15 protein-coding genes and 1 other RNA gene are annotated in these 16,939 nt (G+C 30.0%); 14 read left to right on the top strand and 2 right to left on the bottom strand.

Annotated elements, in window-relative coordinates; translation table 11 throughout:
• Positions 1-93: 93 nt before the first annotated feature.
• The 4 genes from recO (at position 94) to ppdK (ending at position 5,193) form a co-directional block, all read left to right on the top strand.
• The gene (recO, locus tag COL3_RS27835) at positions 94-843 is read left to right on the top strand and encodes a DNA repair protein RecO (protein WP_008429619.1); all 750 of its coding nucleotides are present in this window, start codon (positions 94-96) and stop codon (positions 841-843) included.
• Positions 844-849: 6 nt separating this feature from the next.
• A complete protein-coding gene (locus tag COL3_RS27840) occupies positions 850-1,482 on the top strand; it encodes a DUF4342 domain-containing protein (protein ID WP_008429617.1) in 633 nt (210 codons plus the stop codon).
• A 199-nt stretch (positions 1,483-1,681) separates the two neighbouring features.
• Positions 1,682-2,320 carry a helix-turn-helix transcriptional regulator gene (locus tag COL3_RS27845; protein ID WP_008429614.1) on the top strand — a complete coding sequence of 213 codons (639 nt, stop codon included), beginning with the start codon at positions 1,682-1,684 and terminating at the stop codon, positions 2,318-2,320.
• Between the two features lie 245 nt (positions 2,321-2,565).
• A complete protein-coding gene (gene ppdK, locus COL3_RS27850) occupies positions 2,566-5,193 on the top strand; it encodes a pyruvate, phosphate dikinase (RefSeq protein ID WP_008429612.1) in 2,628 nt (875 codons plus the stop codon).
• Between the two features lie 173 nt (positions 5,194-5,366).
• Here ppdK and COL3_RS27855 read toward each other — a convergent pair whose 3' ends face one another.
• Positions 5,367-5,930 (bottom strand): TetR/AcrR family transcriptional regulator, encoded by a 564-nt coding sequence (locus COL3_RS27855; protein ID WP_008429610.1) that lies wholly within the window; start codon positions 5,928-5,930, stop codon positions 5,367-5,369.
• A 300-nt stretch (positions 5,931-6,230) separates the two neighbouring features.
• Here COL3_RS27855 and COL3_RS27860 point away from each other — a divergent pair, with 300 nt between their 5' ends.
• From COL3_RS27860 to COL3_RS27870, 3 genes are all read left to right on the top strand, one after another.
• Complete coding sequence (locus COL3_RS27860) at positions 6,231-7,424, top strand: multidrug efflux MFS transporter (protein WP_008429608.1); 1,194 nt, start codon at positions 6,231-6,233, stop codon at positions 7,422-7,424.
• Between the two features lie 107 nt (positions 7,425-7,531).
• Positions 7,532-8,122: a hydrolase gene (locus COL3_RS27865; RefSeq protein ID WP_008429606.1), complete on the top strand. Its 591-nt coding sequence runs from the start codon at positions 7,532-7,534 to the stop codon at positions 8,120-8,122.
• A gap of 54 nt (positions 8,123-8,176) precedes the next feature.
• Entirely contained in the window at positions 8,177-8,821 is a 645-nt protein-coding gene (locus COL3_RS27870) for an MBL fold metallo-hydrolase (RefSeq protein ID WP_008429604.1), read from the top strand.
• Positions 8,822-8,861: 40 nt separating this feature from the next.
• On the opposite strand, the gene COL3_RS27875 is transcribed toward COL3_RS27870, so the two are convergent.
• A complete protein-coding gene (locus COL3_RS27875; RefSeq protein WP_008429603.1) occupies positions 8,862-9,935 on the bottom strand; it encodes a CotS family spore coat protein in 1,074 nt (357 codons plus the stop codon).
• Positions 9,936-10,289: 354 nt separating this feature from the next.
• Between COL3_RS27875 and COL3_RS27880 the strand changes: the two genes are divergently transcribed.
• The 7 genes from COL3_RS27880 to rnpB all read left to right on the top strand — a co-directional run bounded on the left by COL3_RS27880 (position 10,290) and on the right by rnpB (position 16,917).
• A complete protein-coding gene (locus tag COL3_RS27880) occupies positions 10,290-11,315 on the top strand; it encodes a deoxyguanosinetriphosphate triphosphohydrolase (RefSeq protein WP_008429601.1) in 1,026 nt (341 codons plus the stop codon).
• A gap of 249 nt (positions 11,316-11,564) precedes the next feature.
• Positions 11,565-13,346 carry a DNA primase gene (gene dnaG, locus COL3_RS27885; RefSeq protein WP_008429599.1) on the top strand — a complete coding sequence of 594 codons (1,782 nt, stop codon included), beginning with the start codon at positions 11,565-11,567 and terminating at the stop codon, positions 13,344-13,346.
• A gap of 29 nt (positions 13,347-13,375) precedes the next feature.
• Positions 13,376-14,485 carry an RNA polymerase sigma factor RpoD gene (gene rpoD, locus COL3_RS27890; protein WP_008429597.1) on the top strand — a complete coding sequence of 370 codons (1,110 nt, stop codon included), beginning with the start codon at positions 13,376-13,378 and terminating at the stop codon, positions 14,483-14,485.
• 72 nt (positions 14,486-14,557) lie between these two features.
• Positions 14,558-15,256 carry a class I SAM-dependent methyltransferase gene (locus COL3_RS27895; protein ID WP_008429595.1) on the top strand — a complete coding sequence of 233 codons (699 nt, stop codon included), beginning with the start codon at positions 14,558-14,560 and terminating at the stop codon, positions 15,254-15,256.
• A 4-nt stretch (positions 15,257-15,260) separates the two neighbouring features.
• Positions 15,261-16,052 (top strand): Nif3-like dinuclear metal center hexameric protein, encoded by a 792-nt coding sequence (locus COL3_RS27900; RefSeq protein ID WP_008429592.1) that lies wholly within the window; start codon positions 15,261-15,263, stop codon positions 16,050-16,052.
• Positions 16,053-16,197: 145 nt separating this feature from the next.
• Positions 16,198-16,497, top strand: a complete 300-nt coding sequence (locus tag COL3_RS27905; RefSeq protein WP_008429589.1) for a hypothetical protein — start codon at positions 16,198-16,200, stop codon at positions 16,495-16,497.
• A gap of 71 nt (positions 16,498-16,568) precedes the next feature.
• Positions 16,569-16,917, top strand: an RNA gene (gene rnpB, locus COL3_RS27910) — RNase P RNA component class A.
• Positions 16,918-16,939: the final 22 nt, after the last annotated feature.

The raw sequence follows: 16,939 nt of genomic DNA on the forward strand, positions 1-16,939 counted from the left end.
TTTCTCGGATTTTATATTTTTATAGAAATTCCATTGGAATTTTATCCTTAATCATTGATTATTCATCCTTAATTTTTAATTATTTTGTGGGAGATGGTTAGTCTGTCGATTTTTGAAACCAAAGCTGTAATTATTAAGACACAGGATTTTAAAGAAAATGATAAATTAGTTTGGTTTTATACTGAAAAATTAGGAAAGATCACGGCGGTGGTTAGGGGGGCAAAGAAAAGTAAAAGTAAGTTTTTAGCATTAACTTTACCTTTATGTTATGGAGAATATATGGTATATAAGGGGAAAAATTTATATACTCTTCAAGAAGGAAAGATAATAAATTCTTTTCAAGGACTTTTAGATAATTTGCATAAACTTACTTATTCATCATATTTATGCGAACTTATTGATATTGCTTGTGCTGATAATGAAGTAAATACTGGACTTTTTAAAGATTTAGTTACGACATTATATTTATTAAATACAAATGCACTAGATTATGAACTGCTGATAAGAGCTTTTGAATTAAGATTGCTAAAGGCAACAGGATATAGTTTAATATTAGACAATTGTAGCATTTGCAGAAAAAAGATATCCACATCAAATTATATAAGTTTATCCTATTATGGAGGTATATGTAATGAATGTCCAAAAGAGCATGGAATGTTCATATCAAAAGGTACATATAATGCTTTAAGATTTTTGATGAATATGGATATTGATAAATTATATAGATTAAACTTAAATAACGAAATAAAGGAAGAGTTAGAAAAAGTAATTACTTTTTTAATATCAAATAATTATGCAAAAAAACCTAAAAGTTTAGAGATGTTAAAATTTATTAAGGAGTGATGATTTATGGAAAATATAACATTGGAAAAAGTTGATATGATACGTGAGAGAACAGGTGTTAGCTATGAAAAAGCTAAAGAAGCCTTAGAAAAAAGTGAAGGAGATGTATTAGAAGCTTTAATATACATTGAAAAGGCTGAAGGAACACAAAATAATGAAAATGAAGCTTTTGAAGATGATAGTAAAACACCAATCTCTATAGAAGAATTAAAAGCATGGTTTAAACAAACAATAGAAAAGGGTAATGTAACTCGAATAAAGATAAAGAAGGACGATACTGAACTAATAGATATTCCTGTTAATGCAGGGATTGCAGCAGGAGTTGTGGCTATTATTATTCCACCAATACTTGCAGCTGGTGTTATTGCGGCTATAGCAACACAAATTACTATTGAAATAACTAAAGAAGATGGATCGGTAGAAGTAATAAATAAGTATGTTTCTGAAGTCGCAAGTAATGTTAAAAATGCAGCAAGTGATTTTGCTGATATCATTAAAAGTAAAGTTAGTGAAATAAAGCATGATTATGAAAGCAATAAAAAGGACAGCGATTCAAATCAAAAAGTATATCCAGGATCTGAAACAGTTTATAGTTATACTGTTAACTTTGATGAAGAAAAAGAAAATTCAGAAAATTAAAGGATATTAAGAGAAAAATAAAGAAAAATAGATTTAAAAAGTATATAAAATTAGTATTCAAGAAATATTTGGTGAATTTATTTGATTTTTCTGAAAATTAACTCTAGTCAAACAATAATTACATGATATAATTAGAGTGTGATAAAAATTAATGAAGATTAACTAAATATTTCTTGAATTTATAGAAAGAGGGATAAGATTGAAATTATCACCTAGGCAAGAAGAAATAGTATGCTTAGTTAAAGAAAATGCGCCAATAACAAGTGAGGCGCTTGCTGAGAAGATTGGAGTGACTAGAGCTGCTCTTAGAGCAGATTTAGCAGTACTCACAATGATAGGAACCTTAGATGCTAGGCCAAAAGTTGGATATGTATATACAGGAAAATCTTCTAATAAATTAGTTTATCAACAAATAAGTAAAATTAAAGTGTCTGAAATAATGTCTAAACCAGTGACTGTAAGCGAAGATACAATGGTATATGATGCAATCGTATTCTTGTTTTTAAATGATGTTGGGACATTATTTATAGAAAACAATGGAGTATTAACAGGTGCTGTTTCAAGAAAAGATTTTCTTAAAATTTCTATAGGGGGGACCGATATTCATAAGGTTCCAGTTGGCGTAATCATGACTAGAATGCCAAATATTATTTGTGCAAACGAAAACGATAATGCCTATGAGTTAGCTAAGAAAATAATTGAACATGAAATCGACAGTATTCCAGTTGTTGACATAATAAAAAGGTCTGATGGTAAGGATCAAATGAAAATAATAGGCAAAGTCTCTAAGACTAATATAACAAAATTATTTGTTAGACTTGGAGAAAGTGAGAATTAATTATTTGGGTAACTACGAGGTCTTTAGGCATATGAAAGAAAATAATAAGTCCATGATGCGATGTATATTTCCAGTTAGGCAAGGAAGTATGTTTACCTCATAGTGTGGGCTATTAGGTAAATATACTGACGAAGTGTAACGGGAAATAGACCAGCATGCTGATTTATTATTCTGTTGAATATGCCTAGGATAGACATCGATAGTAAATATATTGAGAAAAATACAAGAAAAGAGGGAGTATTGAGATGTCAAATAAGTATGTATATCTTTTTAGTGAAGGAAATGCTTCAATGAGAAATCTTCTTGGAGGAAAAGGTGCTAATTTAGCAGAAATGACTAGCTTAGGAATTCCAGTACCAAATGGTTTTATTGTTACAACAGAAGCTTGTAATAAGTATTACGAAGATGGTAGAAAAATTTCTGACGAAATAATATGTCAAATTTATGATAATTTAGCTAAACTTGAAGAATCCACAGGAAAGAAATTTGGAGATAACACAAATCCTTTACTAGTTTCAGTAAGATCTGGAGCAAGAGTTTCAATGCCAGGAATGATGGATACTATTTTAAATCTTGGATTAAATGATGAAGCAGTAGAAGCTATGGCAGAGCTAACAGGCAATCCTAGATTTGCATATGATTCATACAGAAGATTTATTCAAATGTTCTCTGATGTTGTTATGGGTATTGAAAAGAGATTATTTGAAAATAAAATCGATGAACTTAAAGAAAAGAAAGGTGTTGAATTTGATACAGATTTAACAGCTGATGATTTGAAAGAATTAGTTTCTGAGTTTAAAGCTCTTTATAAAAAGGAAAAAGGTGAAGATTTCCCGAGTGATCCAAAAGTTCAATTAATAGAATCTATAACAGCTGTTTTTAGATCATGGGATAATCCAAGAGCTATAGTATATAGAAGGTTAAATGATATTCCAGGAGAATGGGGTACAGCTGTAAATGTACAACAAATGGTATTTGGAAATAAAGGAGAAACATCAGGAACTGGAGTTGTATTTTCAAGAAATCCAGCTAATGGTGAAAAAGCGATTTATGGTGAATATTTAATGAACGCACAAGGTGAAGATGTTGTTGCAGGAATTAGAACACCACTTCCAATATCAAAATTAAAGGAACAAGATCCTAAGATTTATGAGGAATTTGAAAACATAGTTGATAAGTTAGAATCTCACTATAAAGATATGCAAGATATGGAGATAACTATAGAAGAAGGTAAGTTATATTTCTTACAAACTAGAAATGGTAAAAGAACAGCTCAAGCTGCCTTGAAGATTGCAGTTGACTTAGTTGAAGAAGGAATGCTTACTAAGGAAGAAGCAATTTTAAAGGTTGAACCAAAACAATTAGATACATTACTACACCCAGCATTCTATACTGAAGACTTAAAGAGTGCTACACCAATAGCTAAGGGGTTACCAGCATCTCCAGGAGCTGCATGTGGTAAAATTGCCTTTACAGCTGATGAGGCTAAAGATAGAGTTGCACTTGGTGAAGATGTAGTTCTTGTAAGACTTGAAACTTCTCCAGAGGATATTGAAGGTATGATAGCGGCTCAAGGAATTCTAACAGTAAGAGGTGGTATGACTTCTCATGCTGCTGTTGTTGCTAGAGGAATGGGAACTTGCTGTGTAGCTGGATGTGGAACTGTTAAAGTTGATGAAGAAAAGAGAACTGTAGAAGTTAACGGAAAAGTCTATACTAGTGAAGATTATATTTCAATTGATGGTACTTCTGGTAATGTATATGGAGAAAAGATAAAGACTGTTACACCAGAAATTTCAGGTCACTTTGCAACATTTATGGGATGGGCTGATGAAATAAGAAAATTAAAAGTCAGAGCTAATGCAGATAGTCCAAGAGATGCAAAGCAAGCTGTCGAATTTGGTGCAGAAGGTATAGGTCTTTGTAGAACAGAGCATATGTTCTTTGCAGAAGATAGAATTATGGCTGTAAGACAAATGATCACTTCTAAAGATGTAGAACAAAGACGAGTAGCTTTAGATAAGATATTACCAATGCAAAAATCAGATTTCATTGGAATATATGAAGCAATGGAAGGAAGAGCTGTTACAATAAGGTTATTAGATCCACCTTTACATGAGTTCTTACCAACTGCTGATCAAGATATTAAGGATTTAGCTAGAGAAATGGGCATAACTTATGAAGAACTTAAAGCTACAGTTCAAGAGTTGCATGAATTTAACCCTATGATGGGTCACAGAGGCTGCCGTCTTGCAGTATCTTACCCAGAAATTGCAGAAATGCAAGCAAGGGCTATTATCGAGGCAGCTATAGAAGTTAATAAGGATAAAGGCTATGATATAGTACCAGAAATAATGATTCCATTAGTTGGAGAAATTAAGGAATTAAAATATGTTAAAGATGTAATTGTAAATACAGTTGAAGCAGTTATGAAAGAAAAAGGCGTAACTTTAAATTATAAAGTTGGAACTATGATTGAAATTCCAAGAGCAGCTTTAACAGCTGATGAAATAGCTAAAGAAGCTGAATTCTTCTCATTTGGTACAAATGACTTAACTCAAATGACATTTGGATTCTCAAGAGATGATGCTGCTAAGTTCTTATCTGCTTACTATGAAAAGAAGATTTATGAACAAGATCCATTTGGTAAATTAGACCAAACAGGAGTTGGCTCACTAGTTAAGATAGCAGTAGAAAAAGGAAAAGCAACTCGTCCTGACATTCATCTAGGAATTTGTGGAGAACATGGTGGAGATCCATCATCAATTGAATTCTGCCATAACATAGGCCTTAACTATGTATCATGTTCACCATTTAGAGTGCCTCTTGCAAGACTTGCGGCAGCACAAGCGCAAGTAAAACAACCAAGATAAATCGAATAAATAATGTAATTTTAATCTGAAAGCTTGATATAATAGGCTATTAAATAAGGATTATAATGCTATAAAAGGATAGAGTATAGTGACTTAATTTTATTAATAATTTTAAGTCACTATACTCTATTTTTTATTAAATTAATTTTTAAGTAATACCTTATGTTATTAATTTATTTTTTTGAAAGGGATGAAATAAAGTCATCTATCATAGATTCAAAGCTCTCATCTAAAGTTACTTCATTATTATGAAAATATCCAAATGAGTATAATGAGACAAAACCATGCAAAAGACTTCTTAAAGTTCGGCTCTTATGAACCAAACGGATTTCATCCTTAATGTAAAACTCTAAAATCTGACGAATGATACGAGTAGTTCCTTTTGCCAAATTAAATAACTCTGAGTTTTCAGTACTCGGAATACTCACAAAAAGTCTATAAGCGGTCGTATTTTCGAAAGCAAACTCTTTATAAACCCTAGCATATTCTTTTATGGCCTCATCGCCACTCTTACCAATTAACCTCTGCATTAATTTTTGATTCAATTCATTTAAAAGATATACTGTCATTTCAATTTTAAGAGTATCCATATTAGTAAAATGATTATATAAAGAAGGATATTTTATATTTAATTTTTCAGCGATTTTTTGGAAAGTAAGTTGATTAAGACCAATTTCATCTGCCAAAGAAAAAGAAACTTGAATAATTTTTTCTTTGGTTAAATTTCTTTTTTGCATTTAATTTTCACTCCTATAATCTTACCGTATAACAGTAGTTTAACATTACAAAACATATTTATCAAATTATAGTTATAAACAATAAACTATATTTTATAGTTTACAAATTATAAAATGTAGTTTACAATTAATCTTGGGATAAGGAAAATTTAATTAAGAAAAAATACACAACTTGTTATTGTTTTGTTTACTAATATTACTATTGAGCAATATTTTGTTAGAGTGGCGCAATCTAGTTGAATAATTATTATGAAAAGATTTTATTACATATTAATTTATACAAAAGAGAGGAGTATATTTATGGAAATGTGGAGGAAGAATTTAATAGTATGTTGGTTTGGAATATTTGTGGCTGCTATAGGAATGAGTCAGATTGCCCCAGTATTACCACTTTACATACAACATCTTGGTGTTCAAGATACAGCAACAATTACAAAAATTTCAGGAATTGCCTTTGGTATCACATTTATAATTTCAGCTATTTTTTCACCAATTTGGGGAAGTGCAGCTGATAAATATGGACGAAAGCCAATGATACTTAGAGCAAGCCTTGGTATGGCAATAACTATAGGATGTATGGGGTTTGCACCAAACGTGTATATACTCATAGGCTTAAGGTTGCTTCAAGGAGTAATTACTGGTTACAGTACAGCTTGTACTGCACTTATTGCAACTCAAACTGATAAGGAACATGCAGGATATGCGTTAGGTACACTATCAACAGCAAGTATTGCAGGTTCTTTACTTGGCCCAACAGTTGGTGGTTTTATAGATGAGATATTAGGTTTGCAAAGTGTATTTTTCATAACAGGAGCTTTACTTTTAATTTCATTTATTACAACGCTTATATTTGTAAAAGAATCATTTGTTAGAGAAGAGAAAAAGATAATTACTATTAAAGAGGTTTGGAGTTCTGTTCCACAAAAAAGCTTAACTGTTACGATGTTTTTAACTTTCTTTATATTATCTGTAGCATTGTATTCTGTAGAACCAATTGTAACAATATATGTTAAGCAGTTATCTAATAACAGTTCACATATTGCACTTTTAGCTGGAATTACATTTTCAGCTTCTGGCCTTGCCAATATAATTGCGGCTCCAAGACTTGGAAAACTTTCAGATAAGATAGGAGCTCATAAAGTAATGTTAGCATGCCTTATAGGTGCAGTGATTATTTTTATACCACAAGCTTTTGTACAAAATACTTGGCAGTTAATGGGACTTAGATTTCTATTAGGACTAGCATCTGCAGGGCTTAATCCATCTGTAAATATTATATTAAAAAAAATAACACCGTCTTCTCTTACTGGCAGAGTATTTGGTTTTAATATGTCAGCAGGATATTTGGGAGTATTTGGAGGTTCAGTCTTAGGTGGGCAGATTGCAGGAATCTTAGGAATGCAATATGTATTTCTTATCACAAGTGCATTGTTACTTGCAAATGCAATTTGGGTATACTTTAAGGTTTATAAAAAACTCAATTTAAATGAATAATATTATTAGATTGTTGGATAGCTAATTTTTATAACAAGTATTAAACAATTCTTATTTAATCAATAACTTAATTCTATAAAAAATAAAACGAAAAGGGAGATATAAATATGGAAAATTTAAAATTAAATGAAAATGAATTTATTAATGTAGAAAAAAGTGCTCTTGTACTTATAGACTTACAAAATGGAATTGCAGGTAGAGAGCTTTCACCTCATACAAGTGAAGAGGTTATTCAAAATGCAAGCAAGTTAGTTAAGGCATTTAGTGAAAAAGGAGCTTTTATAGTTCTTGTAAGAGTTTCTACTATAGACGGTAAGGATATGGTTAAACCAAAAACTGATTCAAAAGCTGTTGGAATGAAATATCCAGAAGGTTGGGATAACCTAGTACCTGAAATAGCTGACACTAAGAATGCTCATATTATTACAAAGAGACAATGGGGAGCTTTCTATGGTACTGATCTAGATTTACAATTAAGACGTAGAGGAATTGACACTATTATATTAGGTGGAATTTCTACTAACATTGGTGTAGATACTACAGCAAGAGAAGCATATCAACATGGTTATAATCAAATTTTTGCAGAAGATGCTATGACTGCAGTAACAAAAGAAGAACATGATTATGTCTGCAAATACATTTTTCCTAGGATTGGTAGAATTAGAACTACAAAAGAAATAGTTTCATCATTGAAATAGAATAAAGATAAATAAAATAGAAACCACAATATTAATAAAGAGTGGAGAGTTGAGATGAAAATTAAATGGTTTGGCCAATCATGTTTTATGATAACCTCTAAAAGTGGAATAAAAGTATTAACAGATCCCTATAAGAAAATGCTTGGTTATGAATTGCCTGAAATGGAAGCTGATATAGTATCTACAAGTCACAATCACAAGGACCATAATAATATAGATATAGTCAAGAGTAGTTTTGTACACATAAATGAGCTAGGTCATTTTTCAAAACATGGAATAGAAATAAACGGTGTACAAACATTTCATGATAAAAGCTCTGGATCAAAGAAGGGGAAAAATACTATATATAAATTCAATATTGATGATATAAATATTTGTCATTGTGGTGACCTTGGACATATTCTAAACCCTAATCAGATAGAAGAAATAGGAAATGTAGACATATTACTTCTTCCTGTTGGTGGTTTAGCCACAATTAATGCATTTGATGCTGTTAAGGTAATGAAGCAGTTAAATCCAACGATTGTTATACCTATGCACTACAGGACAAAAGCATTAGGGCTAGTGGGTTATATCTTTGGAAAGGTTGATAAATTCATTTCAGCCTCAGGACTAAAAGCAAAAGAGTATGAAGAACTTGAATTAAGCAAAGCGAATATTAAAGATTATTCAGGGATTGTTGTGCTTAAATATGACTAGAATTTACTTTTAATAAAGGCCCCTTGGATTCAAGGAGCCTTTATTTTAGCAATAAATTAGTATTAAATCTTTCTTGCACTTCAGTTATTATACTTATTGCAAACTCATATTGGAAATCTGTTTTTGAGACTGCATTAGATAATAAGGTTAGGAAGGCAGACTTGTTGCACTTGTTAATGTTTTTATAATAATCTCTTGATATTCTCCAATATTTTTGAGGGAAACAAATATATGATATAATGTATCTTAAGTCTGATTGAGTTAATGGAGATATTTTATGGTAACTTTCTAAAACAGATAAAGCCAATTGAATATTCCATTTAGTATTATCTCTTTTGAGTAGTCTACGCATAAAATATGCCAAATCTTTTGAACAATAATCTATTTTGCATTTATCAAAATCAATTATCCAAGGATCTAAGTCGTGTGGAAAAATTAAATTTTTATTTACATAATCACCGTGGCATAGAGATTTACTTAAATTATTAGTTTCAATCTTATTAGCAATATCGAGAGAGAGTTTAGCAAGTTGTAAATTCGTATCAAAGTGTAAAATAAATTGCCTTGAAAAAGTGTCCTTATATTTAAACGCTTCATTTGATGCGTGAAGTAAATCTTGAAAATGTTTTAATGTTGATATGTAATAATCATCAAAACCTTTTTTTAATGAACTACCTACAATGGGATGAAAATTGCGAGAGATATTATGAATAGTAGCCAGTTTCTCTGCTGAAATTATAACGTGGTTTAAATTATCAAAACTGCATTTATCGCCTTCTATCCAAGGGGTTAAAATAAAAAGCATGTTTTGATAAGAAACAAAGCGGTTGTTATCAATTGTAGGTAAAAGTTTGGGAACCCTAATACGATGTCTGTAAAGCCACTCGGTTGCTGAATACACATATAGCAAATCTTCAATGCTGTAATAAACTTTTTTTAAGCAATAACTTTTTTCTTTAAAGTCAATTCTATATACGGCTCTCTGTTTTTCTGTATCTTTAAATTTAATTATGGAGATTTTAGCATTTTGTAAATTATAATAAGGCAAAACATTTTCTTTAATTATTTCAGGGGATAGATTAGATTCCTCTAAAGATAAAATTTCTGTACTCATAAACACACTCCTTTATAAAGTGATTGTATATTATAATAATTAAAGTTTTTTACTCTAAATACATTTAGTCAAACTCATTGTCATAAAAATTAAAGAATAATTATTATTTTGTTTTTGGAGAGTAAGCTTTGTTTTTCGTGTTTGATAACGTTGAAGTAATTAGAATACAATAAAATTCCTTATAATTAAATAATATTAAAGTAATTTTATTAATATACTTAAAGAGTTTTATAAAAGTTTAAATTTTTATTTAATATAGATATTATTTTTATATTATTTGCAAATAATAAATATAGCCAATAAATAGAGGAATATAATGATAAAGATAGAATACATAAAAAGAGGTGAGAATATATGAGTGTGAGAGAAAAAATTCAAAATTTTGAAAGCTTGACATTGATAAAGGAAGCAGCTTTTTCGAAAAACTCTCTGGGAAGGAAAGTTAAGGAAGAAGATGATGAGATTAGAACATGTTATATGCTTGATAGAGATAGAATTATCCAAAGTAAATCCTTTAGGCGCCTTAAACATAAAACCCAGGTCTATATCAAAACTTTTGGAGATCACTATAGAACAAGATTAACTCATACCTTAGAAGTATCACAAGTTGCTCGAAATATTGGTATAGGAATTGGATTAAATGAAAATTTAATTGAAGCAATTGCATTAGGCCATGATTTAGGTCATGTAGCTTTTGCACATAATGGAGAAGAAGTGTTAAATGAATATTTAAAAGATGGTTTTCGTCACAATGAACAAAGTGTAAGGGTTGTAACTAAGCTTGAAAACAATGGCTTGGGGCTAAATTTAACAGAAGAAGTTATTAATGGAATTTTAAATCATAGTGGACTTGGAACTATAAAAGACATAATTACTTTAGAAGGAATTGTAGTTAAATTTAGTGATAAAATGGCGTATCTAAATCATGATATTGATGATTCTATACGTGCGGGTTTATTAAGCAAAGAGGAAATACCTAAAGAAATTGTTAAAGTTCTAGGTGATAATTCTACTCAAAGATTGAATATATTAATTAAAGATTTTGTAAAAACTTCTAATGATAATCTTAATAGTGGAATTAGAAAAGTAGGGCTAAGTGAGGAAATCAATGAAGCAATGGTTGAACTTAGAAAATTCATGTTTAAAAATATATATTTAGGGGATACATTAAAGGTTGAGAGAAATAAAGCTAAATTTATTTTGCAACAATTAATAAAACATTTTGAGGAAAATCCAGAAGAAATGCCAGATATATATTTATCAATAGCGGAAAATGAAAATTTGCAGAGAGCTGTTGCTGATTATATTGCTGGAATGAGTGATGATTATTGTTTATCTTTGTTTAATAAAATATTTGTGCCAAAGGTAGTAATTGATTAACTATTTAGCTAAAATCGCCAAATAAGTTTAAATATTTGTTAAACAAGTTTTAAAATAAAAAGAGGATTTTAAAATAAAAAAAAGAATTATTTAATATAGTGTAATGCTATTTAATTATTATTATTTTAGAATAAGTGAATACTCAATTAAAATAAATAAATATTTTTATAAAAGTTTAGGAGGAAAACTTGTTTTTATGTCGAATAATATATAATTGCCAAAAAAAGCAGTAGAGAGGGAGATGTCTCCTTGCAAATACCAGAAGAAGTAATTGAAAATATAAAACAACAAAATGATATAGTTGATATTATTTCAGAAAATGTAAGATTAAAGAAATCGGGAAGAAACTATATGGGTTTATGTCCATTCCATAATGATAAATCCCCGTCATTTAGTGTTTCAAGTGAAAAGCAGATATACAAGTGTTTTTCCTGTGGTGAAGCTGGAAATGTGCTTACATTTGTCATGAAATATAAGAAACTTACTTTTGTAGAAGCAGCAAAATATTTAGCAGATAAGGCTAATATTCCATTAGAAATGAAAAGTCAGGAAAACAATCAGATATCTAGAAAAAAGGAACTTTTGTATAAGATAAATGTAGAAGCAGCTCGATATTATTTTGCAAATTTACAAAAAGATAAAGTAGCAAAAGAATATTTTTTAAAAAGAGGAGTCAAGGAAGAAACAATAAAGCGATTTGGCTTGGGCTATTCTAGTGACAGTTGGCACGGAGTAATGAATTATTTAAGATCAAAAGGATATAAAAATGATTTATTACTTGAGGCAGGATTAGTTTCAAAGAATGAAAAGACTGGAAATGTATATGATAAGTTCAGAAATAGAGTGATGTTTCCTGTATTTGACGCAAGAGGAAAAGTCATTGGATTTGGAGGCAGGGTTTTAGATAATTCAAAACCAAAATATTTAAATTCACCAGAAACCATGATTTTCCAAAAAGGAATTAATCTTTATGGGTTAAATTTTGCAATTAAGAATAGACTGCAAGAGGACTATATAATTATAGTTGAAGGATATATGGATTTAATAGCGCTTCATCAATATGGTATTACTAACGCTGTAGCATCGCTTGGGACTGCACTTACTGTAAATCAAGTAAGACTTCTTAAGAGATATGTAAATAAAGTAATAATTTCTTATGATGCTGATTTGGCTGGTCAAACTGCAACTCAAAGAGGATTAGAAATTTTACGAAGTGCTGGACTTAATGTAAAAGTATTAACAGTTCCAGAAGGAAAAGATCCAGATGAATTTGTGAGAAATAATGGGAAAGAGGCATTTTTAAGGTTGGTTAACGATGCACTGCCTTTAATAGAGTATAAAATTAAAAGGGCGGCGCAAGGAATTAATCTTAAGAATGGCAATGAATTAATAACATATGGAGAGAAGTTCGCAGAAATTTTGGCAGATTTAAATCCTATAGAAAAAGATGTATATATAAAGAAAATTTCAGAAGAAACATCAATTAAAGAACAGGCATTATATGACTTACTTTCACAAGTAATAACAAAAAAACAAAAAGAAGACAATTTTGTGAATAAAAAGGAATATGTTGGAACAAAATTATATGTAGAACCAGGATATTTAAAGGCTGAAAGAGCGCTGTTAAAGTTGATGTTTAAAGATGAATTTTATGATGAACTTAAAAATATCATAAAATTAGGAGATTTTGTGATAGAATCACATAATAAAATTTATTCATTAATATTACAAGGAAAAAGTGAGGATACTATAAATATAGAGTCCTATGTAGAAAACAGATGTGATGATATTGAAAGTTCTAAAGAATTAATCAAAATTAAAGATCATGAAATCTTAGATTTTACTGATAAGGATAGATTAATTCATGATTACTTAAATGAAGTAAAAAGCTTCAGACTTAAAATGCAAATTGACGATTTAAAGAAAAAACAAAATAGATTTGAAAAAGAAGGAAAAATTGAAGAATCTATTAAAATTGCAATTGAGCTTGCTAAATTATCAGAGACACTTAAAAAGGGAGAGAGAGGTTAAAGGTTGTGACGGAAGGAGGCAATAATAATATGGAACAAAAAGCGAATGGAAAAGTAGTAAAGCCAAAAGATGATAAAAAAGATAAGAATGCTAAAATGGTGGCTGTAAAGGAATTAATTGATAAGGGCAAAAAGAATGGTTCCTTAACATATAAAGAAATTATGGAAACAATGGATCATATAGATTTAAGTCCAGAGCAAATAGAAAAGATTTATGAAGTTTTAGAAATGACAGGTGTCGAAATTATAGGTGATATAAATGAAACTGACCCTGAAGAAGAAGAAATAGATTTATCAGTACCAGAAGGTATAGCAATAGATGATCCTGTTAGAATGTACTTAAAAGAAATTGGTAAAGTACCTTTATTGTCTTCTGAACAAGAAATAACTTATGCTAGAGAAATTGAAGAAGGAAATCAAAAAGCTAAGAAGAAGTTAGCGGAAGCAAATTTAAGATTAGTAGTAAGTATCGCTAAAAGATATGTTGGAAGAGGTATGTTATTCTTAGATTTAATTCAAGAAGGAAACCTAGGACTTATTAAAGCTGTTGAAAAATTTGATTATAGAAAAGGATATAAATTCTCGACTTATGCTACATGGTGGATTAGACAGGCAATAACAAGAGCTATTGCAGATCAGGCTAGAACAATAAGAATCCCTGTTCACATGGTAGAAACTATAAATAAACTTATAAGAGTGCAAAGACAATTATTGCAAGAATTAGGTAGAGATCCATTTCCAGAAGAAATTTCAAAAGTTATGGAACTTCCTGTAGATAAAGTTCGTGAAATTCAAAAGATTGCTCAAGAACCAGTTTCATTAGAAACTCCAATAGGTGAAGAAGAAGATTCTCATTTAGGAGATTTCATTCCAGATGATGAAGCTCCAGCACCAGCTGAGGCAGCAGCATTTACAATGCTTAAAGAGCAATTAATAAATGTATTGGATACATTAACACCAAGAGAAGAAAAAGTGCTAAGATTAAGATTTGGTCTTGATGATGGAAGAGCTAGAACTCTTGAAGAAGTAGGTAAAGAATTTAATGTTACAAGAGAAAGAATTAGACAAATTGAAGCAAAAGCTTTAAGAAAATTAAGACATCCATCAAGAAGTAAAAAATTAAAAGATTATTTAGATTAAAGATAAGCACCTACATAATAGGTGCTTATTTTTAAGCGCATGTATCATGTTTATTAGAAAAGCGAGGTAAATATGGAATTAAGTAAAAGATTAAAATGGATTTTAGATAAAGTCAGCCAGACTGATACAATAATGGATGTTGGAACAGATCATGGATATATACCAATTTATTTAATTAAAAATAATATAGCTGAAAAAGTTATTGCCTCTGACATTAATAAAGATCCGTTAAGAAAGGCTGAAATTAATGCTGCATTAGATGGAGTATTAAATAAGATTGAATTAAGATTAGGCGGGGGATTATCTCCATTAAAAAATAAAGAAGCTCAGGTAGTAATAATTGCAGGTATGGGCGGTAATTTAATTAGAGATATATTAGAAAAAGATTTAAATAAAGTAAAGAACCTTGATTACTTAATACTTCAACCAGCGCAAAATCCTGAAGTTTTAAGGGAGTACTTATATAATAATGACTATGAAATCTTAGAAGAAGATTTATGCTTAGATGAAAATAAATATTATGAAGTTTTTAAAGTAAGATATAAGTTAGGTGATTACATAAAATTGGAAGATATGTATTATGAAATAAGCCCTATAATGTTAAACAAAAAGCTTCCGTTATTAAAGTCATATATAGAAAACAAAATTGAAAAAAATAAAAGAATTATTGAATTCATTGTAGACAATACAGAACATGCCATAAATAGAAAAAGTGAACTTAAAGAAAAAAATGAAAAATTAGAAAATTTATTAAAAAATATTAGGTGGTGAATTTATGACTAAGGTGATAGATATAGCAGAGGAGATTGAAAAATTTGCTCCGAAATTTTTAAGTGAAGACTATGATAATGTGGGATTAATGGTTGGCGATGAGTCTAAAGAAGTGAAGAAGGTTTTGCTAGCTCTTGATTGTACAAAAGAAGTAATTAAAGAAGCAATCGAAACTAAAAGTGACTTGATTATAACTCATCATCCACTAATATTTAGAAAGCCTAAGAATATAGTAAAGGGAGATCTTTTAGGTGATAAAGTCATAAGTTTAATTAAAGAAGATATAGCCTTATACTCATGTCATACAAACCTAGATAGTGTTAAAGGTGGAATTAATGAAACAATAGTTAATATGTTAGGGTTAGCTTCAAGTGAAATAATTGAACCTAGTGAAAATAAAAATTACAAAGATAGTGGAATAGGGAGAATTGTAAGGCTAGAAAAGGAACGTTCTTTAAATGATATTATCAATCTTGTTAAAACAAATCTAAATGTAAAAAACATGAGAATTGTTAGAGGTGCTGATAAAATAAAAGTATTAGCAGTTATAAATGGCAGTGGTCAGGACTTCTTTCAAAAAGCAAAAAATCTTGGAGCACAATGTATAATAACAGGGGATACAACTTATCATTTTGCATCTGATTTTAAAGAAATGGGAATAAGTATAATAGATGCAGGTCATTTTTCAACAGAATATCTTGTATTTTTAAAATCATTAGAATTCTTAAAAGATAAATTTCAAGATGTAGAATTCATTTTTTCAAATAAATGTGAAGATCCTTATGAATTTATTTAAATATAAATAATAAATTATTTTTACTATGAAATCATGCTTCAATAAGCTGTTTCATAGTAATTTTTTTATTAAAATCAAAGTATGTTAACTAAATCGTGAAAGATATGCATATAATAGTACCGTAATAATAATTTTGTGGTGAATTATGAGTAGAGATGATGATTATACCAGTGGAGCTGGAGAGGATTTGAAAAAAGATTTTAAAAATATGTTTAAACATAGTAGGAGAGCAATACAAGGTTTTTTTAGAGGAGGAAGTCGAAAAAAGTATGGAGGTATAAATGGATGGTTCCCCTTTTTTGCAGGTAAGAATCCTCTTTTATTTCTATGCTACCCCAAATTAATAGTAGCAGGAATAATATTATTAACTTTATTATTTTGCGGGGTGAGCATATATGGATTAATAATAATAATCCTGTTAACAATAATACTAATTTTAATATAATTATAATTAAATTTTAATAGTATAAAAAAAGTATTTGCTTATTCGAATAAAGTATGTTAACATATATTTTGCGAGTGAGACGTGCAATCGCTGCTAGACTTTGATCTAGGAGAGGAAAGTCCGAGCTCCACAGGGCAGAGTGCTGGATAACGTCCAGTCAAGGCGACTTGAAGGAAAGTGCAACAGAGATATACCGCCTAAGTTTTACTTAGGTAAGGGTGGAAAGGTGATGGTAAGAGCTCACCAGCGTGTTGGAGACTTCACGGCTATGTAAACCCCACTTGGAGCAAGACCGAATAGAGAGGCAATTAAGGGGCTGCCCGTCCCGCCTCTGGGTGCGTCGCTTGAGCTTACTGGCAACAGTAGGCCTAGATAGATGATTGCTTAATACAGAACTCGGCTTATGGCTTATCTCGCATCAAGGTAAATGAACGGTTGAGCG

The sequence above is a fragment of the Clostridium sp. LS genome (assembly GCF_002760435.1).
Classification (GTDB): Bacteria; Bacillota; Clostridia; order Clostridiales; family Clostridiaceae; genus Clostridium.